This is a genomic window from Myxococcus qinghaiensis, assembly GCF_024198215.1.
GTDB lineage: Bacteria > Myxococcota > Myxococcia > Myxococcales > Myxococcaceae > Myxococcus > Myxococcus qinghaiensis.
Window position 1 is genome coordinate 101,597 of the sequence record NZ_JAKCFA010000030.1, and the last position, 17,629, is coordinate 119,225.

The following is a 17,629-nucleotide window of genomic DNA, read 5'->3' on the forward strand; positions in this document are numbered from 1 at the left end:
GGTCACTTGATGGCGCGGAGGAGCTCCGCGACGCCGTGGGTCCAGTTCTTCACGAGGTCGGCGTACTTGATGTCCGCCAGGATGGCCGGAGGCTTTCCGCCTGTGAGCACCACGGGCAGTACCTTGACGCCGGGGCCCGACATCTGACGCGCCAGGGCGGACAGCCACTCGCGACTCATCCACGGTGAGTCCACGCCCGAGGATGAGTAGCAAAGTACGAGGTAGGCGGCTCCCTCCAGTCCCTCGTTCATCCGGCCGACGATGGAGTCACCGATGTTGAGTTCCCAGTCGTCGAACCACACCTTGTGGCCAGCGGCCTGGACAGCCTGCGCGAGCCGCTCGGCTTCGGCGGTGTCCGACGAGCGATGCGAGATGAAGACGTTTGCCATGATCCCCCTGGGGGCTCCCCCCACGAATCCAGGCATTCTACCGCCAGAGGCAATGTGCGGGCGCGGATTCACGGCACCCGGCTCCACGTTCGGGCCAGTCCCTCCACCTCGAAAGGGTGGGTGAAAAACAACTGCGCCGCGCCTGGACGTCCCCACCAAGGAATCGGTGATGGCGTCGGTCGCGACCCATATCGGCCATTCCATTCCGCGGCACGCCCCCTCCGCGTCCATCATCCGCTCCCGTCCGCGATGACCGTCAACACGCACGCTTCGCCACGAGTGCCGAGCTGGTGCTTGTCATTCGTCCCCAGTGGGCCTGGATGGGACCAGCCACAAGCGAGGACGCGGTAAACCGACACCGCGCGAGCCACTCAAGTCGGCTGGGCGATTTGTGGTCCTCGTGCCCCATGTCGGGACACCCCCTGGAGGCCTATATGCACAGCAAACAAAGCACTCTGACCACGCTGTTACCCTTGCTCCTCATGGCAGGGTGGGTCTCGGAGGTCTCCGCTTCCGCAGAAGGTGTGGACCCCAGCCCACCAGTTCCTCCTGAGCGCAGGTGGTACTACCTGACACGGGTGGAAGCGACGACGCTGGCGCTGGTGCCTCGCACGGGCGCGGGCAACGACGAAGCCTTCATCCAGGTAGAGCCCACACTCATCATTGACGGTGGCCCCGAGTTCGGCATCAACGTGGGCGCTCCCATACGGTTCCGCATGTGGGGTGGTGGTTCTGGTGCGGGCCTGATGCGTCGCGAAGACTGGGACTCGCTCTCGGACTGGGGGCAACTCATTCGCGGCCTCAAGTTCGGCTCGGACAACGCGCCGATGGGCATCTGGTTCGGCCCCCTGGAGGAACACAGACTCCTCTCCGGGCATCTCGTCCGCCGCTACTCCAATCGAACCCATCCCGACTACCACCCAGCCGGGGGGATTCTCACCGCCACGCTGGGTCCAATCCATGCGGAGGCATTCGCCTCGGACGTGCTGGGTGCGCGGTTGATGGGCGCGGAACTCTCCCTGGACCTGGAGCACATTCTCTTCGGCCAGCCCGAGCAGCAAGGGCGCTACACCCTCGGCCTGTCCGCCGTGCATGACTGGGGGCAAGCGGGAGGCCTCGCGCCCTCGGTGACACTGGCGCACCTGGATGCAACGGCGGGGGTGTTGTTGCGGCCTGACCACGAGGTCCACCTGATTGCCGGATGGGGAGGCCGTCCTGGTCAAGGAGGCGCTTGGGGGGCCGTCGTGGGGGCGGGGGTGGACGTGCTCACTGAGAAGCTCCACCTGCGACTTCGACTGGAGGCGAGGCGCCAGCATGGCGGCTTCCGCCAAGGCTTCTTTGGCGCGGACTACGAGTTGGCGCGCTTCCAGGCAGCGGGCCCTGAAGACCTTCCGCTCGCGGAGGCGTCCTTTCCGGAGGGCTACTCCGCGTTCGGAGAGGCGGAAGTGGGCTGGGACGCGGTCAGCTACGGGGGGCTCTACAAACACCTGAAACTGTCGCTGGGCGCGGAAGCCTTCTCCTGGGGACGCCTCGACGTGGATGGTCGCATCGTGGTGCAGCTCTTCGAGCGCAGCGTGGAAGTCGCATTGAAGGGACTCGCCATCGGAGCTGGGAAGCCGGGCGCGCGCTACCTGGGAGCAGCGGAAGTCCGCTGGCGAGTCCTGGGCGGAAAGCTCTACGCGATGGGAACAGGCGGCACGTTGCTGTTTCCCACGAAGGAAGCGCAGTTGCGGCCGGGGGCCTTCGCCTCGGTGGGACTGGGGGTGGACAATGCGCGCTAGCACCCCGCTGCTGGCCGTGTTGCTGCTGGTCACGGGCTGTGCCTCGGGGACGAATTCTCCCGGACGTGGAGGAACATTGAGCTACGAGCCAGGCATGGTCACGCATCCCACGAGGGTTGAAGCGTCGAGCGACCAACGCCCTCACTCCATCACCGGCCCCAAGATGCAACAACGGCTGTGGCGACACCTGGGGCCACGCAACGACGCAACACTCGTTGGGCCCCGCATCCAAGGAGCTGTGGGGGGCGGGGGACAAAATAACGCGCTGCCGCGTCAAGCCGTCCTCGAAGCCATTGCAGAGCTGAAGGTCTCCATGGATGGCGTTGGAGACGCGTTCTCCCGATTCGCGACGCGGCCTGCCACTCTCGGCGGGTGGGGGCTCAACGACATTTTCGCGCGACACCTCGACCACGGCTCCAATCACCTGACGTGGCTTCGTGGTGCGCTCGGGAGCGCCACGGCACTCGCGGAAGTGGCGTCGGAAGTCGGGGACTCAAGCACGGAAGTGGGCCTCCTCCGCATGTCGGGGCCTCGACTCCAAGCTGTCCTCTTCGGCAACCTGTTGCTGGCAACCTGGTTTGACTTCCTCCAATTCGCTGATGCTGTTTCCCGACACTGTCTCATGTGCAGTTCCGAGAAGATGTTCGTGGTCCTCCATCGAGTAAAGGGACTGATGGAGCCACGGCTGACGGAGCTCGCGTCACTGGACCCCGAGCGGGTCGAGGCGGCGGCCACCGCGATGCCCGAACTGATGGGAGAGCTGACCCGTGAGTTCGATGCGCTCCATCGAGACACCCGCGCGACCATGGAAGCCGATGGAAAAGTCATGGCCGCGGTGCAGGTGTGGGAGATGCTCACCCTGGTTTCCACTCTGAAGATGTCACTACCACGGCTTCCTCCGGCCGCACCGGCGACGTTGGGCGCGGGTCTCGTGATGAGCTCAGGTGGAGTCATGGCGGGCTCGCGAATCGTCGTCTCCACCGAGTGGGTGGAGATGATGCGACGGCTCGTGCAAGCAGGCATCATCTCCGTTCCAGTCATCAGCGCGGCCGTCCGCATCCACAGTGGACAAGTCCTGATGGCACAAGCGCATCAAGACTTGCCCAAGGGAGTTCGTGACGCGCTCGGGGACAGTCCCGAAGTGCGCGGCATGCGGGTGACGGACAAAGCAGGAGCCGGCATGTCCGAGGCACCGAAGCATCACGTCATGCCCAATGAGCATCGCGAGTGGTTCGAGCAGCGTGGTTTCACGGGCGACCTGGACATCGACAATTTCTGCGTGAGGCTGGAACGCGCCCATCACGAGGCCATTCACGGCGGCGGGAGCTGGCGTCTGGGACGCACATGGCCCGGAGAATGGAATCGGATGATCATGGAGACGCTGCGCGATGCCGAAGCTGAAGCTGGCCGGAGGTTGACGCGGAATACGATCCTGAGGATCGTCGGGGAGAACATGAATCGCTACTACATCCCGATGAACTTCACCCCAGGGCGACGGTGATGGCCGCCGACCATCCTTGGGAGGGGAACTGGAAGGCTCGCCTGCATGAGCGGGTCCGCGAGCGAGGCTACGACTCGCTGACCGCCTTTGCCGAGGCACGCCCCACCGCCTCGCTGGTGGCGCTGGCCGAGGAGCTCGGCAAGGACGACATCGCTGGAGTGCAGGTGTTCAGCGGTCTGGTGGCCGAGGCGGAGCGCAGCAAACAGCTCACTCGCCTGGTGCGCGGGCAGTTCGTGCGCGAACTGCACGCATGCCTCCCGAATGGCTGGCCCGCCGTTTTGGATGACGATGCTCTCACGGAGGTTGCCATCGTGTTCAGCCACTGGTCGGCATATACCCCGGAAACCCATAAGGAGCGGGTCAAGCAGGCCAGGGCTGCACTTCGCGCCAATCCGCCACCCGCTGGTTGGTGTCCTTCTGGTCCGGACGACGAGCTTCTCCGGACGCTCCTTCCCGACGAAGAAGCCTGAGCCGGCAACAACATCGGAGTGCCTGGGCACATCTACCTCTTGAGAGGTATGGCTCATGCCTGTCCACATCTCCAAAGTCTCACGTCGTGCCAGCCGGCACGACAACCCGTCCCACAAGGACGGAAGAGGAGATCAACATGGCGACCGTGGGACAGCGGTTCAAGACAGGCGAGAAGAGCCCGACCAAGGGCAAATACACCTTCGACGGCTACACGAACAACCCGACCGCCCGCGCGCCGACCGCCGAAGAGCAGTACATCGAGCTCGACATGGACGAGACCTTCCCGCCCATCAAATCCACCAATAGTGGGGCCTACTGGAAGCTCACGAAAATCCTCTAGCCAGCCCCCGCTGCCCCGCCCGGAGTACCCAACCGGTCGGGGCAGCACCCGCTGCCAGGCGTCCGCACGACTCAGGGCGCGCGCAATTCCATCCACAAGGACTGCTTGCCCACCCATTCACCGCGCAGGAGATTCTTGCCGACCTCCAGTTGCAGACGCGCCGCCGGGTTGCCGTCCGCATCACGTTCCTGAAGGTCGAGCTTCCCGCCTTCCGCCTGACCGGACAGCTCAATCGGCTTGCGATGCTTCTCGTAGAAGTACACGCCGGAGACCGAGCCGTCGTCCTGCTTCTCCAGCATCATGACGACGGGCAGCTTGCCGATTCGACCGCGCAGCACCTGACCCCAGACCTCGCCTGACGACGCCTGTCCTTCCCCCAGCAGCACACTCTTGCCATAGGCCGTCAGATGCGGACGCAGGGAGTCATACGGCAGTGACAGGCTGACGGTGCCGACGTCATCGAGCGCGCGCGACGCGTGGTTGCTGCAGCGCTCCGCCGTCATGCGGGCTTCCGCCGCATTGAACTCCCAGCGCTCATTGAAAGACTTCCTGGCGCGCACCTCGTCACCCTCGGCCTCCACGCTGGCCAGACACTCGCGGTTGAACGCGATGCGCTCCTCCAGGTCGTCAATCGTCTCACGCTCATCCTTCTTCTTGCGTGACGCCTTCAGCTCCTTTTCATGCCGCGCGACCTGCGCACGGTAGACGCGCTGCTTCTCCTTGTGCATGCGCAGGCTCAGCGCACGCACGCCGGCAGGGGTGAACAACTCCCTCGGGTTGAGCTGGCGACCCGTCCGCGTGTCGAAGCTGTAGGCCACACTGTACGTCTCGCAGTAGGCGCCGCAGCCTTCGGCATCGAAATGAATCGTGAGCAGACGCGCATCGTTGCGCGCCACATTGAATGTCTGACCGGCCAGGCCCGCCAGGTCGAAGCCGTCAGCCGGCAGTCGCGGCTCCGCCTTCACGGGCGCCAGCGCCTTGAACCGATTGATGAACAGGCTGTCGTTGATGTTGGCGGCCAGCTCCGGCCTGTCGTGGGTGATGAACGGCATCTGGATGGCCTCCTGCGGAGGGCCTTGTTCCGCATCCGGCTTGGGGATGACCGTGAGCGACGTCACGTTCAGTTCAGCCGCCTGCGCACCTCCCGCGAGCAGCGTGACCAGGAGAGGGAGCAGCGCGAGACACACGGGGAAGCGCTTCATCAGGAGTCCTTGGACATGACGACCACGTCGACATCCTGCCGCATGGCTCCTCCGAAGAGCAGCCCATGCACCACGTCGTGGACTCATGCCCGGTGTTATTGCAGGCTTCACTCGTGGGCCGAGCTGGCCATGCCACTTTCACCGGCCCGCACGGCCTCACGGCCACCGTACCCAATCGACCTGGAGGACCCTCCATGCCTCGTTCCGCTTCCTCGCTTCTCGCCCTGGGACTGCTGCCCTTCGCCCTGACTGCCTGTGGCTCCGCCGAGGAGCCCACCCTCGATGACGGAGCCGTGGGCGAGGCCGAGCAGGCCGTCTGCACCCCGAACATGTCCGTCACCTTCGGAACGGCCGACAACTTCGCCGGGGGACCGGACCCGCTGCCCTACGCCCCCACGGCGATGCCCGAGTTCGTCAACTACCTCGCGGCCAACAGCATCCCCGTCAGCCAGCTCAAGACGCTGGATGACGCCACCTCCAACCGCCATACCGTGGCCACGCTGCGGCACGGACTTCGGAGCTGTTTCACCCAGACGCCGTTCTGCACGCTGACGCTCTGCGCCTACTCCCGAGCGCTTCCGACGACGCCCCAGAACGACACCATCACCGTGCATGACACGGACTTCGGCACCTACAGCTTCCCCATCATCGCCAGCACGGCCGTGGCGCCCGCGCTGACCCCGACGTGGAACCCGGGCCAGACCGCCTTCCTGTGCATGCCGCTCCCCATCACCGCCGTGGGCGACATGCTGCAGTTCCGCATGCAGAACGAGTCCATGGTGGACTTCATCCGCATCAACCTGAACTGCTGAACGCCGTGAGTCGGGTGTAGCCCTGACGGCCCGCGAGGCAACCCTCCGCGGGCCGGAAACTGGAGTGAAGCTGCTCGCGGTGCTTCACCTGGAGGCACCGCGAGCCTGCGACTCGTCTTGGATTACTGACACTTCAGAGGGCAGCGCTCGGTAATCGTCTGGCACCACGCCTGGGCCGCCGGCGTGGTGGCGTTCTGCCAACACCTTCCGGCCTGAACGGAGCAGGCCTCCAGACAGGCCGCGCGTGCATCCAGCGGCTGCGCGACCTCCTGCATGTCCTCCGCCTCATCTGCCTCCGCGCCACCACAACCCGTCAACAACCCGGCCACGAATGCGACTGCGAGGAAGGTCTTTCGCATGTGCTCCCCTTGGTTCTGCGTGGATGTGGCTGAAGGACTTCAACCCGAAGAATGACATAATGCCTTGGACCTTCGCGACGGCGGTCCAAGGCATTCTGAACCCCGCGCGGCCCGCCGCCGGTCGGTGTACACAGGGGTCATGAGCAGCCCTGTCTCCTTCTTCCTGATTCCCCCCGAGGGACTCGCCGGCGTCCTGACCCGCGCGCGCCTCGCGGCCATGCGCTCCACCGTGGCCGAGGGCCTGGAGGACCCCGAGGAAGACGATGACGAAGTCCTGCTCCTGGAGCTGATGGACCACCTCTCCCAGCACGGCGCAGACACGCTGACGCGGCTCCCCGAGCGACTCGAGGACGGCGTCTGGGACCTGCTCGACGTGCTCGCGGACGAGCTGGTCCACCTGGGCGAGGACGCACGGGGGGAGCCACTGGAGCTGGCCACGCAGCTGCATCCCAGCGAGTACGACGTCCAGGCGGCGGAGGCCGTCGTCGGCGCGTCCTGCGCGGAGCCCATCCAGCGACTCTGGCGCTTCGCCGTCTGGGGCCGCCTGCCCGGACAGGACACTCCCACGAACACCGGCTTGAAGCGCGCGTACCCGGCCCTCGGCTATTGGACAGGCTCGGAGGTCCGCCAGCTTCGCGAGGGCCTGCGCGAGCACCTCGAGGGCGCTCCCGACTACAAGCCCCACCTCCGCTCCGCCCGCATCCGCTCCTGGCTCCAGCGCAAGCTGACCCTCGCGAGGCGCGGAGACCCGGCCCGCGCGCTCGACGCGGCCACGCACGCCCTGGACAAGGCCTCCCGCCAGGGCCTGGGCCTGCTCTTCGCGCGCTGAAGCCCCGTCACGCCAGGCTGCGCGCCAGGCTCCCCAACGTGGACACCGCCGCTTCGATGCGCGGCGTCCACGGCTGACCACAGCTCAGCCGGATGAAGTTCCGATACGAGTCCGGCCGCGCGGAGAAGATGGGTCCGGGCGCGATGCTGATGCCCGCCTCGATGGCGCGCGCATGCAGCTCCAGCGAGTCCACCTTCGGCGGCAGCTCCACCCACAGCAGCGAGCCACCCGACGGCCGAGCCACCCGCGTCCCCTCCGGGAAGTACTCCGCCACGCCCTCCGCCATGCTCTCCACCTGGGACATGAGATGGCGGCGCAGCGCGCGCAGGTGCCGGTCATACCCGCCCTCTTCCAGGAACCGCGCAATCGCGAGCGGCGGCAGCGACGCCGTGGCAATCGTGTGCGAGAACTTGAGCAGCTCCACCCGCTCGCGGAACCGTCCCGGCGCCACGTACCCCACGCGAAAACCCGGCGCGAGCGTCTTCGAGAACGAGCCACACAGCATCACGTTTCCAGACGCATCGAAGGACTTGCACGTGCGCGGACGCTCCGCTTCGAAGTGCAGGTCGCCATACAAGTCGTCCTCGATGAGCGGAACACCTCGCGCCTCCAACATCGCCACCAACCGACGCCGCCGCGTCTCCGGCATGCAACTGCCCACCGGGTTGCTGAAGCTCGGCACCACCAGCACCGCCGCCACGCGCCGCCGCTCCAGCGCGGCCTCCAGCGCATCCAGCTCCATCCCATGTCGCGGCGAGCACGGAATCTCCAGCGCCTTCAGCCCCAGCGATTCAATCGCCTGCAACGTGCCGTAGTACGCCGGCGACTCAATCGCGATGGTGTCCCCCGTGCGCGCCACCGCGAGCAGGCACAGATGAATCGCCTCCGCCGCGCCACAGGTGATGATGAAGTCCTCGGGCGCCAGCGCCCCGCCCCAGTCCAGTGAGCGCCGCGCCAGTTGTTGCCGCAGCTCCGGGCACCCCGGCGGCACGTCGTACAGCACCCCCACGTCACCCGCCTCCCGAGTGAGCGCGTTCAGCTCCCGGTACAGTCGCCGCGTGGGCAGCAGCTCCGGCGCGGGCCACGCGCCACCGAGCTGCACGGTGCGCGCATCTCTCATCGCCTGGTACACCCGCGACACCAACCCGCTGACGGTGACGGGCGTGGCGCTCGTCGCGGGCCGGGACACCTGCGGCTCCGCCAGACGGGGCCGCTCGCGACGGCGCACGTAGTGGCCCGACTGGGGCCGCGTCTCGATGAGTCCCACCGATTCCAGATGGAGGTACGCCTGGAGCACCGTGGAGATGCTCACCCGCTCGCGCAGGCTGAGCTGGCGCACCGAGGGCAGCCGGTCTCCCGCGCGCAGCGTCCCCGCGGCGATGGCCTCCTCCAGTCGCTCGGCCACCTGCTCGTACAACTTCGCCTTGTGTGCCAGCGCGCCCATGCCACCTCCGTCGAGATGCCGTCCCGCGACCCGTATCGGTAGCGGCCCCGCCGCCCGCTGCCCAGATACACCTGCCCTCATGCCGGACCGGTACAGTTTCCCATTCCGGGACTGTACTGGTCACAATGACAATCGGCTGCATCTGTTCTGTTCCCGTGGCAGGGCGCATGTTGCCTCTCGCGAGGAGGTCATGGAGCCATGGAGTCGACGTTCGCTCTGTCGGGGCGGGACTGGTGGAGCATGCTGTGGAATCACCTGAAGCCGGGAGCCCACCCGGAGGCGGAGGCTGGCTGCATCGGCCTGTTCCAGGGAGCGCTCTGGAGCCGTCGCCTGCAAGGGAGCGAGGGCCTGTCGCTCACCTGCACCGAGGGCCGGCTCTGGCTCACCTTCGAGCAGGACTCCAGGGACTACGTCCTGGAGCCTGGCGCCACCCTGAGCCTGGAGCAGACAGGCCACGTCGTGGTGCAGGCCCTGAGGCCCGCGCGCTTCCGCCTCGCGAGAGACGGCCAGCGGTCCTGTCCCCCGTGAGTCCTCCTCGCGCGGGCCTTGAGTCGAAGGACGGACTTGAGCTGGGCCTTACCGGAGGCTCCTCTTCAAATAGAGCGCGAACGGCACATGGGTGACGGCCTCGCCGGCGAGCGGGACCTCCAACGTGCCGTCATACCGCGCGGGCCTGCGCCCCCTGGAGACCACCTCGGGCTGGATGGTGATGCTCATCCCCACCTTCAGGAACGACTCTCGTGAGTCCTCCACCTCGGGGGCCTTCAGTCCGAAGTAGAGGTCCAGCTCGTAGCGCTGCGTCAGCTCGTTGGCTCGGAACGCCGCGCGCTCCACGAGCAGCTTCTCCTCCAGCTTCTTCAGGACGCCCGGGATGAAGTCCACCTGGAAGGTCCCCTCCAGCGTCTGGATGACATCCTGGACGCTCTTGAGCGACTGGGGGTCGACAGCGATATCGAGAGCCATGGCGCGCCTCCGGCGACACAACCGCGTGGACAGTCCCTCGTCGGAGCGCTCCGCGTCGCGAAAGCCAGACACGTCGAGCCCCGGCCAGGGCGCACGTCATAGCGCACCGTCCCGACGAGGCTGGGAGGTCATCTGACGGTGGCGTCGACTCCGCGACAGGGATGAAGCCCTCGTGTCGGGAAGTCCGCGAGCCGGAGACTGTCTGCCTTCACACGGCGGGCTCGGACCGCGGGGCGACGCGGGAACACCGTGGCCGCCCGAAGAGGCCCCCTGCAGCGCGAGGGGGCCTCGGGACGATGAGACGACTCAGGGCACCGTGAGGATTTCGGCGCCCTGCTCGGTGACGAGCAGCGTGTGCTCGAACTGCGCGCTGCGGCTGCCGTCGGCGGTGACGGCGGTCCACCCGTCATCCCACGTGCGGTGGCCCCAGCCGCCCTGGTTGATCATCGGCTCGACGGTGAAAATCATGCCCGTCTGCATGACGGTGTCGGCCTCCGGCTCGTAGTAGTGCGGAATCTGGAGGGCCGTGTGGAACGTCTCGCCGATGCCGTGGCCGCAGTAGGCACGCACCACGCTCACGCCGTTCTTCGTGGCGTGCTCTTCAATCGCGCGGCCGATGTCGCTGACGGGACGGCCGGGCTTCACGGCGGCGATGCCCATGTCCAGGCACTCGCGCGTGATTCGCACCAGCCGCTCGCTCTCCGGCTGCGGAGTGCCCACGAAGTACGTGGCCGAGCAGTCCCCGTGCACCCCATCCAGGAAGATGGTGATGTCCAGGTTGACGATGTCCCCGTCCTCGAGCGCGCGGCTGTCGGGGATGCCGTGGCAGATGACCTCGTTGACGGAGGTGCACAGCGACTTGGGGAAGCCGTGGTAGTTGAGCGTGCTCGGGTAGCCACCCCGGCGGATGTACGCCTCGTGGGTGATGGCATCCAGCTCGTCGGTGGTGATGCCCGGGCGGACGTGGCCCGCCACCTCCTGGAGCACCTCCGCGGCGGCCTTGCAGGCGCGGCGCATGCGCGCGATGACGTCCGGCGTCTTGATGTCGGAGTCCCCGCCCCGGCGCAGCGGGCGGCCAGACGCGGCGTAGTCCGGACGCGGGATGTTCAGGGGCACGTCGCGGCGGGGGCTGATGATGCCCGGCCGGATGCCGTGGCGCGCCACCTCGGGGCCCTTCTTGCGGGCCTCGACGGCGTCGGCGCCACGGTGACACTTCTTGTACTTGGTGCCGCTGCCACACCAGCAGACGTCATTGGGTCCGGGCAGCACGGCGGGAGGGGTACGGGGACTGGCGGTGGTCATCACTCAACTCCGGTGTGGACCGTGTCCGACTTGCGGGCGCGCAGCCAGCGCAGCACCTGGGGACGCAACCACAACCGGGGACGGCCCGTGCCCAGGTCCAGGATGGGGCGGGGCATGTCCGGGTAGCGGCGCAGATAGGTGCTGACGCTGTTGGAGTGGCGCAGCTGCAGCAGGCCGGCCACGCCCTGGGCGTCGATGAGGTCTTCGGTCTTCACCATGGGACACATGAAGGGCCTGTCTATACCCTTAGACACGGCCCGGCGCACGGCTTTTACCGCCTCCCCGGGTGGGGAGCGGCCGGGCGGACAGCCCCTGCTGGGGCCTTCCGGACAGCGTCTGGGCCGCCGGGGCTGAACGGGCCCGCCCAGCGCGACAGGCCCCGCCTCATGGGCACACGTGTCCCGGGAGCCTCGGGCCCCTGCCTGGGACGTCACCTGTCGGAGACCCACCATCGCAGGTCACTTGGCGGGCACTCAACCTGCTAGGTTCAGGGACTCCCAGGAGACCTCTGACGACCATGAGCACGCGGACCCCACCGATGAATCCGGACGCCCTTCCTCCGGGCCTCGTCATCTCCAGCGGCTGGCGCGTCATCGAGCGGCTGGGCGTGGGCGGCTATGGCGTCGTCTATCGCGTGGAGCCCATCGACGCGCCGGGGCGCTACTTCGCCCTCAAGCTGGCCCGCGACACGTCCGAGGGCCGCGCGCTGCGCGAGCTCACCCTGCTGTTGGACCGGGCGGTGCACCCGAACGTGGTGGCGGTGCATGCGTGTGGCCGCTGGCCGGACATCGTCACCGGGTACTTCTACTTCGTCATGGACTGGGTGCCCGGGCCGCCGCTCCACGTCTGGGCGGACCACCACAACCCCACCTTCCGGCAGCTCCTGGAGACCCTCCGTCGCGTGGCGCTGGCGCTGGACACGCTGCACGCGGGGGACGTGCTGCATCGGGACCTCAAGCCGGAGCACATCCTCTTGAGGACCCCGGAGGGAGACCCGGTGCTCATCGACCTGGGCGCCGGCGTGTACACCGGTGCGCCCACGCTGACCACCGGCCCCCTGCCCCCGGGCACGCTCTACCTGCGCAGCCCGGAGGCCATCCGCTTCCACCAGCGCCACTGGCGTCGCCCGGATGCCCGCTACACCTCCTTGGCCACCGATGACCTCTATGCCCTGGGGGTCTGCCTGTACCGCGCGGCCACGGGGCACTACCCCTTCCTCCCCGACTGGCCGGCGGACGTGCTGTGCGCGGCCATCACCTCGCAGGAGCCGCCAGCGCCTTCCCTGGTGAACCCCCGCGTGCCTCCCGCGCTCGACGCGCTGGTCCATCGGATGCTGGACAAGGACCCCGCGCACCGCTTCCAGAGCGGCGCGGAGCTGGCGTCGACGCTGGTCGCCCTCCTGGAAGGAGCACCCGGCGAGCCCTGGGATGAACCCCTCTTTGATTGGGCGGAGCCCCCGCTCGCCGCCGTGGACGGGGAGCCGTCTCCAGTCCTGCGCCGCGTGCGCCGGCCGGAGTGGGCTTCACACCTGCGCAAGCCGCCGTCGAAGGCACGGGCCCGGCTGCAACAACTGTGGGCCACGGTGCTGGGCACCCTGCGTCCCCCACCGCGGGCCGCGCCGTGGTCCTCGCCCAGATACGCCACGCTGGAGGGCCAGGCGCGACGGATACATGCCCACCCCTATCGACGCCTGCTGTTGCCATTGGTGGGGGTGGTGGCCTTGAGCGTGCTCGGGAGCTGGTTCATGGTCGGATGGAGACAGACAACTCCACGGGTCACCCATGAAATGACCACCCCCACTGGTCATAAACTGGCCAGCCCGCGTGAGTCGCCGCACAGTGGCGGAGTCGCGGTTTCGCCATCGGCGGAACCCATCCCCGCGACCGTCGCCCCCGTGGCGCCGTCACTCCAGGACCCCACTCCCGTGAAGAAGGCCCCTGCCCTGTCCGCGTCGCCCCCCGCTCCCGTGAAGCAGCGCTCCTCGTCCCCGGTCCGTCTGTCCAAGGTGGCACTGGCTTGTACCGGGCTCGCCTGCGCCAGCACACCGGCCCTGGTGAAACACCAGCCAGTACCGCCCGCCGAGGACTGCCCGCCCGGAGCACTGGCGACCATGGAGCGGCTCAACATGCCGATGGATAAACAAGGGGCCGCCTCCATCGGGGAGAGGGACATTACCGGGCTTGTCGGCGCTGACATCACCCTCCGAGAGTCTCGAATCTCGACCCATCTGGACCGGTCGATCGGCGTGCTCCGCCCAGGCACGGAACTCATCACGAACATCTACGTCACCCCCAACCGGGTCTATGGCCGAGTCGTCGAGGCGCGATTCCAGGGCAAGAGCTACCCCGTCTGCCTGTCGTATATCGACCCCAATCAAAGAGGGGTGTATGGCATTCCCACCAAGGCAGGCAGCGACGATGAGCATGGCGTCGTGTTCAACAAGTTCTCCGTGCGCGTGGTGGATCGCTTCCAGGAGCTCGGTGACAAGGACTAGCGCGCGTCGTCCACGCCCCATCCTGCCGCTCGTCGTGTACCTCGTCGCCATGAGCATGTGGAACGGGCCCGCCCTGGCCCAATCTCACACGTCGCCGCCGTCCTCGGAGGTTCGTCGCATCGAACTGGGGACACGACCTGCTCCAGCACCCGCCGAGATCTTCGTTCGTCCTGGGGGCACCACCGTGCTCCTGTTCGACACGCCTCTCGCACGAGACGCCGTGACGTTGGAGGAGCGGGAGCGCTTTCACCGTGTGGTCCTGGCCGAAGACACCCTCGTGCTTCTACCCTCGGACAAACTCCAGGAAGGCACGCGGCTTCGCCTGACCCTGCGCTACGAGGACGGCTCCACTCCCAGGGAAGCAAGCTTTCTCCTCGTCGTGACGCCGGGGCACTTCGATGCGCAGGTGGAGATCGTGAGTGCTTCACCGAGCGTGCGCGACGAACCGAGCAAGACCGCCCAGCTCCAAGGCGAGCTTTTGAGGCTGCGTGAGGAGAACGCGAGGCTTCGAGCGGAGAAGGGTCCAACAGGCCTGACAGGGCTTCTCGCCGCGGGGCTCATCGACGAACAGGGCCTTCTCGGCGACACACTCGGCCGGGACCTCCCAACGGCCCCGTCCATTCTGTCTCATGACATCCAGGCGCAGGCATTCAGGAGCATCTCCCGCGTCGCGGTGGCAATCGTGCTGACTTCAGCCGGTGGCCATTCACCCTGGACCGCGAGCCGAGCCACGCTCACGGACGCCATGGGTCGCCGCGCCCGTGAGCTGCGGGTCTGGCAGTCGAAGCCCCTGACGCAGGGTGACACCGAGGTATTGCTCGTCCTGGAGACAGAGGCGAGCTCACGCGAACTGCAAGGCACCTACACACTCGAGCTCCGCGACGAGAAAGACTCACGGGCCCTCATCCTCAGACCCGTGCGCTTCCCTCGGATGTGAGCGGGTAATACCCGCCCCATCTGGCCAGACAGCACTAGCTTGAAAAAGCTGTAAAACCGTGAGACACGAGTTCACTCGCAGTGACATCCATGTCCCGTGGTCAGGTGAGGAGTTCATCGATGAAACATCAGGCATTCCGAGCGCTTTTGGCAGCAGCGGCCCTTGGCTGGGTGGGGTGTGGCGGGGAGGGGGGCGAGGCCCTGGAAGGGGAGAAGCCGGCGCCCCTCGCGGAGAGGAAGTCGGAGGCGCTGGCCAGCGGCGGCAGCCCGGCCGTCCCCTGGGTGGCCCCCACGCTCGTCGTCAACAGCAACTTCCCGACGGGGACGCTCCAGTTCAACTCCGAGACGGACTTCACCCGGTTCCTGCGCGCGTTCGATGCCGCGGAGGCTCCCTCCACCGGCTCCATCACCGGCAAGCACGCCTACAGCGCCGCCAATACCAACAGCGCCAGCCAGAACTACGTCACCTTCACCGTCTACCTGCTGGCGGGCCAGGACTTCGACGTCGGTACGTGCGGTGTCGAGGGCTCGGTGGCCTCGGGAGACACCTACCTGCGCGTCTATGATGGCGCCAACAACCAGGTCGCCTACAGCGACGACGCCTGCGGCAGCTCGGGCAGCCGCGCGACCTTCACCGCGCCCTCCACGGGCACGTACCAGGTCCGGATGGGCTGTTACTCCGGCAACTCTTGCAGCGGGACGACGGCCTATGTCGTCAACGACGCCATTGGCGCCGGGGCGACCTCGAGCGGCTTCGTCTCCTACAACACCGCGAACACCAACAGCGCGACCCAGAACCACGCGACCCTGTCATTGCAGCTCGAGCAGGGGCAGTCCTTCAGCCTTGGGACGTGTGGCCTCGTGGGGTCCGCCTTCACGGGTGACACCTACCTGAGCGTCCTCAACGGCGGCAACGCGGTGATCGCCAGCAGCGACGATGCCTGTGGTGGCCGGGGCAGCCGCATCGACTTCACCGTCGCCACCAGCGGGACGTACGAGGTCCGCCTGGGGTGCTACGCGGCGGTCGCCTGCACCGGCACCCTCGCGTACACCGTCACCGCGCCGCTGACGCAGGCGCAGATGCTGCCGGTGGGCTTCAACAGCGCGTTCGCGGCGCTCAAGGTCGCTTCGTTCAGCGACCCCGCGGGTGATGCCATCGTCGACGTCACCGAGGCCGAGTACCTGAACGACCTCAAGCTCTACCTCACCGACGACGATTCCATCCGCAAGCTCGTCGACCCCGAGCTGCAGGTCGTCGTGGGCAGCACGCTGCGCCACATCACGAACCTGGGTGTCTTCACCGTCGAGCTGTCTCAGCTCGCGGCGTACCGGAGCTGGTACAACGCGAACAAATACGCCATCAACGTCGACCCGAACTACACCTCGGTGCCGGGTGAGACGTCCCTGGGCAATGGCAGGTACCAGGTCATGCCGGGCGTCACGCGCGCGGTGGGCCGGGACTACGGCGTGCCCGACATGAAGCTGTTGGGCAATGACGAGGAGGGCGGCGGCGCGCAGACCCTCACCCAGAAGCTCCGGGCCCAGGAGGGCGAGTCGTCCGGGGCCGACACCCTGGCTGAGCAGAGCGAGGTCCAGGAGTCGAAGGCCTCCTGCGCTGACTCCCTGACGGAGAAGGGCAACAAGGGCGGGGAGAACGGCCGCATCGCGTACTGGTGGGGCAAGGTCAACCTGCACACGACGGCGTCCGGAGCCTGGACCCACGACACCGACTGCACCTCGGGCGCGAACCTCGACCCGCTCACCTACTGCCGCAAGTTCTGGCCGTTCACGGCCTCGGTACAGGAGGTCCCCGTGACGCAGAAGCCGGGGGCGCCCTGGCTGTCCGCGGGTTGCACGGGCCCCACCGCCTACAACGGCCTGCGCGAGTTCCTCTGCAAGGACACCCTTGCGTGCAACACGACTCCGCCCGCCAACCTCTCCTATGCGTCCTTCCCCGTGGGCTCCAACTTCCGGCGCTCGGAGAACGTGGGTGTCACCAACAACCGGCGCTTCGTCTTCAAGGCGCAGCACACCTGGCAGCCGCTCAGCATCATCTACGAGCGCATTGGCGTGAAGGCGAAGCTCCAGCGCAAGAAGCGCTTCCTGTTCGTCTCCTACTGGGGCCCCTCGAACGCCGACGAGATGGTGATTTCCATCGACAACATGTACCTCTGGACGGACTACATCTTCCCGGCTCCGCAGCAGTTCAACACCCTGGCCCAGCCGAAGTTCGATGGCCTGGCGGACTACAAGATTGGCAACTGGGTCGTGAAGACGATGAACCTCAAGGTCAACGCGAGCGCCCTGGGCTACCGGGTGACGACGGCCCAGATAGGGCAGTGGCTCAACAGCATCTTCAACTCGCTCATCGGCAACACGTACCAGAACCTCTATGAGAGCATCGTCAAGAACATGATCGACTCGATCGATTCGACGTTCAGCCAGCGCTACAAGGAGTACGCCAAGCGCGTGATGCAGCTCGCCGAACAGAATCGTCTCAAGTGGACCATCGGCGAGGCCCGCAAGCCGCAGTGTTATGGAGAGTCCAACCGCTGGACCTTCGACTGGAACATCGGGTTCGGTGACGCCACGTACGACTACCAGATGAAGACAGGCGCCTTCTCCGCGCGCGCCCGCGTCGGCAACGACTGGTACGGCATCCGTTTCGTGCGCCAGGATTAGTACTACCCGGTCACTTGAATCCAGGTAGCGGTCATGATCTACGGTCGGGATGACACCCGCACATCTGCGCAAGCTGGATGAGGCGCTGAGCGCCTACCTCGATGAGATGGTGGTCGGCATGGGG

General features: G+C 66.9%; 17 protein-coding genes. 10 read left to right on the top strand and 7 right to left on the bottom strand.

What is annotated here, in order from left to right:
* Positions 1-2 precede the first annotated feature (2 nt).
* Positions 3-389 carry a toll/interleukin-1 receptor domain-containing protein gene (locus LZ199_RS39800; RefSeq protein WP_253999031.1) on the bottom strand — a complete coding sequence of 129 codons (387 nt, stop codon included), beginning with the start codon at positions 387-389 and terminating at the stop codon, positions 3-5.
* A gap of 482 nt (positions 390-871) precedes the next feature.
* Between LZ199_RS39800 and LZ199_RS39805 the strand changes: the two genes are divergently transcribed.
* The 4 genes from LZ199_RS39805 to LZ199_RS39820 all read left to right on the top strand — a co-directional run bounded on the left by LZ199_RS39805 (position 872) and on the right by LZ199_RS39820 (position 4,482).
* Positions 872-2,170 (top strand): hypothetical protein, encoded by a 1,299-nt coding sequence (locus LZ199_RS39805; protein WP_407667332.1) that lies wholly within the window; start codon positions 872-874, stop codon positions 2,168-2,170.
* A 94-nt stretch (positions 2,171-2,264) separates the two neighbouring features.
* Positions 2,265-3,671, top strand: coding sequence for a TIGR02269 family lipoprotein (locus LZ199_RS39810; RefSeq protein WP_253999033.1), 1,407 nt, complete (start codon positions 2,265-2,267; stop codon positions 3,669-3,671).
* Positions 3,671-4,141: an NUDIX hydrolase gene (locus LZ199_RS39815; protein ID WP_253999034.1), complete on the top strand. Its 471-nt coding sequence runs from the start codon at positions 3,671-3,673 to the stop codon at positions 4,139-4,141. Before LZ199_RS39810 ends, LZ199_RS39815 begins: the two co-directional genes overlap by 1 nt.
* 137 nt (positions 4,142-4,278) lie before the next feature.
* Entirely contained in the window at positions 4,279-4,482 is a 204-nt protein-coding gene (locus LZ199_RS39820; RefSeq protein ID WP_253999035.1) for a YjzC family protein, read from the top strand.
* Between the two features lie 71 nt (positions 4,483-4,553).
* On the opposite strand, the gene LZ199_RS39825 is transcribed toward LZ199_RS39820, so the two are convergent.
* Positions 4,554-5,684, bottom strand: coding sequence for a hypothetical protein (locus tag LZ199_RS39825; protein WP_253999036.1), 1,131 nt, complete (start codon positions 5,682-5,684; stop codon positions 4,554-4,556).
* Positions 5,685-5,878: 194 nt separating this feature from the next.
* Between LZ199_RS39825 and LZ199_RS39830 the strand changes: the two genes are divergently transcribed.
* The gene (locus LZ199_RS39830) at positions 5,879-6,496 is read left to right on the top strand and encodes a hypothetical protein (protein WP_253999037.1); all 618 of its coding nucleotides are present in this window, start codon (positions 5,879-5,881) and stop codon (positions 6,494-6,496) included.
* Positions 6,497-6,618: 122 nt separating this feature from the next.
* Here the strand turns inward: LZ199_RS39830 and LZ199_RS39835 are convergent, their stop codons facing one another.
* Positions 6,619-6,855 carry a hypothetical protein gene (locus tag LZ199_RS39835; protein ID WP_253999038.1) on the bottom strand — a complete coding sequence of 79 codons (237 nt, stop codon included), beginning with the start codon at positions 6,853-6,855 and terminating at the stop codon, positions 6,619-6,621.
* Between the two features lie 139 nt (positions 6,856-6,994).
* Between LZ199_RS39835 and LZ199_RS39840 the strand changes: the two genes are divergently transcribed.
* A complete protein-coding gene (locus LZ199_RS39840; protein WP_253999039.1) occupies positions 6,995-7,684 on the top strand; it encodes a hypothetical protein in 690 nt (229 codons plus the stop codon).
* Positions 7,685-7,691: 7 nt separating this feature from the next.
* On the opposite strand, the gene LZ199_RS39845 is transcribed toward LZ199_RS39840, so the two are convergent.
* The gene (locus LZ199_RS39845) at positions 7,692-9,128 is read right to left on the bottom strand and encodes an aminotransferase-like domain-containing protein (RefSeq protein ID WP_253999040.1); all 1,437 of its coding nucleotides are present in this window, start codon (positions 9,126-9,128) and stop codon (positions 7,692-7,694) included.
* 198 nt (positions 9,129-9,326) lie between these two features.
* Between LZ199_RS39845 and LZ199_RS39850 the strand changes: the two genes are divergently transcribed.
* Positions 9,327-9,656 (top strand): DUF2917 domain-containing protein, encoded by a 330-nt coding sequence (locus tag LZ199_RS39850; RefSeq protein WP_253999041.1) that lies wholly within the window; start codon positions 9,327-9,329, stop codon positions 9,654-9,656.
* Between the two features lie 48 nt (positions 9,657-9,704).
* On the opposite strand, the gene LZ199_RS39855 is transcribed toward LZ199_RS39850, so the two are convergent.
* The 3 genes from LZ199_RS39855 to LZ199_RS39865 form a co-directional block, all read right to left on the bottom strand.
* Positions 9,705-10,091: a hypothetical protein gene (locus tag LZ199_RS39855; RefSeq protein ID WP_253999042.1), complete on the bottom strand. Its 387-nt coding sequence runs from the start codon at positions 10,089-10,091 to the stop codon at positions 9,705-9,707.
* 306 nt (positions 10,092-10,397) lie between these two features.
* Positions 10,398-11,393 (bottom strand): type I methionyl aminopeptidase, encoded by a 996-nt coding sequence (map, locus tag LZ199_RS39860; protein ID WP_253999043.1) that lies wholly within the window; start codon positions 11,391-11,393, stop codon positions 10,398-10,400.
* Positions 11,393-11,611, bottom strand: a complete 219-nt coding sequence (locus LZ199_RS39865; RefSeq protein ID WP_176437305.1) for a hypothetical protein — start codon at positions 11,609-11,611, stop codon at positions 11,393-11,395. The genes map and LZ199_RS39865 overlap by 1 nt, the downstream gene beginning before the upstream one ends.
* 299 nt (positions 11,612-11,910) lie before the next feature.
* Between LZ199_RS39865 and LZ199_RS39870 the strand changes: the two genes are divergently transcribed.
* The 3 genes from LZ199_RS39870 to LZ199_RS39880 all read left to right on the top strand — a co-directional run bounded on the left by LZ199_RS39870 (position 11,911) and on the right by LZ199_RS39880 (position 17,505).
* The gene (locus LZ199_RS39870) at positions 11,911-13,887 is read left to right on the top strand and encodes a serine/threonine protein kinase (RefSeq protein ID WP_253999044.1); all 1,977 of its coding nucleotides are present in this window, start codon (positions 11,911-11,913) and stop codon (positions 13,885-13,887) included.
* Positions 13,888-13,942: 55 nt separating this feature from the next.
* Positions 13,943-14,824 carry a DUF2381 family protein gene (locus tag LZ199_RS39875; RefSeq protein WP_253999049.1) on the top strand — a complete coding sequence of 294 codons (882 nt, stop codon included), beginning with the start codon at positions 13,943-13,945 and terminating at the stop codon, positions 14,822-14,824.
* 119 nt (positions 14,825-14,943) lie between these two features.
* A complete protein-coding gene (locus tag LZ199_RS39880; protein ID WP_253999045.1) occupies positions 14,944-17,505 on the top strand; it encodes a PPC domain-containing protein in 2,562 nt (853 codons plus the stop codon).
* Positions 17,506-17,629 lie beyond the last annotated feature (124 nt).

Coding starts and splice junctions, on each gene's coding strand:
- LZ199_RS39800 (WP_253999031.1), bottom strand. CDS start 389: ATGGCAAACGTCTTCATCTCGCATCGCTCGTCGGACACCGCCGAAGCC.
- LZ199_RS39805 (WP_407667332.1), top strand. CDS start 872: ATGGCAGGGTGGGTCTCGGAGGTCTCCGCTTCCGCAGAAGGTGTGGAC.
- LZ199_RS39810 (WP_253999033.1), top strand. CDS start 2,265: ATGGTCACGCATCCCACGAGGGTTGAAGCGTCGAGCGACCAACGCCCT.
- LZ199_RS39815 (WP_253999034.1), top strand. CDS start 3,671: ATGGCCGCCGACCATCCTTGGGAGGGGAACTGGAAGGCTCGCCTGCAT.
- LZ199_RS39820 (WP_253999035.1), top strand. CDS start 4,279: ATGGCGACCGTGGGACAGCGGTTCAAGACAGGCGAGAAGAGCCCGACC.
- LZ199_RS39825 (WP_253999036.1), bottom strand. CDS start 5,684: ATGAAGCGCTTCCCCGTGTGTCTCGCGCTGCTCCCTCTCCTGGTCACG.
- LZ199_RS39830 (WP_253999037.1), top strand. CDS start 5,879: ATGCCTCGTTCCGCTTCCTCGCTTCTCGCCCTGGGACTGCTGCCCTTC.
- LZ199_RS39835 (WP_253999038.1), bottom strand. CDS start 6,855: ATGCGAAAGACCTTCCTCGCAGTCGCATTCGTGGCCGGGTTGTTGACG.
- LZ199_RS39840 (WP_253999039.1), top strand. CDS start 6,995: ATGAGCAGCCCTGTCTCCTTCTTCCTGATTCCCCCCGAGGGACTCGCC.
- LZ199_RS39845 (WP_253999040.1), bottom strand. CDS start 9,128: ATGGGCGCGCTGGCACACAAGGCGAAGTTGTACGAGCAGGTGGCCGAG.
- LZ199_RS39850 (WP_253999041.1), top strand. CDS start 9,327: ATGGAGTCGACGTTCGCTCTGTCGGGGCGGGACTGGTGGAGCATGCTG.
- LZ199_RS39855 (WP_253999042.1), bottom strand. CDS start 10,091: ATGGCTCTCGATATCGCTGTCGACCCCCAGTCGCTCAAGAGCGTCCAG.
- map (WP_253999043.1), bottom strand. CDS start 11,393: ATGACCACCGCCAGTCCCCGTACCCCTCCCGCCGTGCTGCCCGGACCC.
- LZ199_RS39865 (WP_176437305.1), bottom strand. CDS start 11,611: ATGGTGAAGACCGAAGACCTCATCGACGCCCAGGGCGTGGCCGGCCTG.
- LZ199_RS39870 (WP_253999044.1), top strand. CDS start 11,911: ATGAGCACGCGGACCCCACCGATGAATCCGGACGCCCTTCCTCCGGGC.
- LZ199_RS39875 (WP_253999049.1), top strand. CDS start 13,943: ATGTGGAACGGGCCCGCCCTGGCCCAATCTCACACGTCGCCGCCGTCC.
- LZ199_RS39880 (WP_253999045.1), top strand. CDS start 14,944: ATGAAACATCAGGCATTCCGAGCGCTTTTGGCAGCAGCGGCCCTTGGC.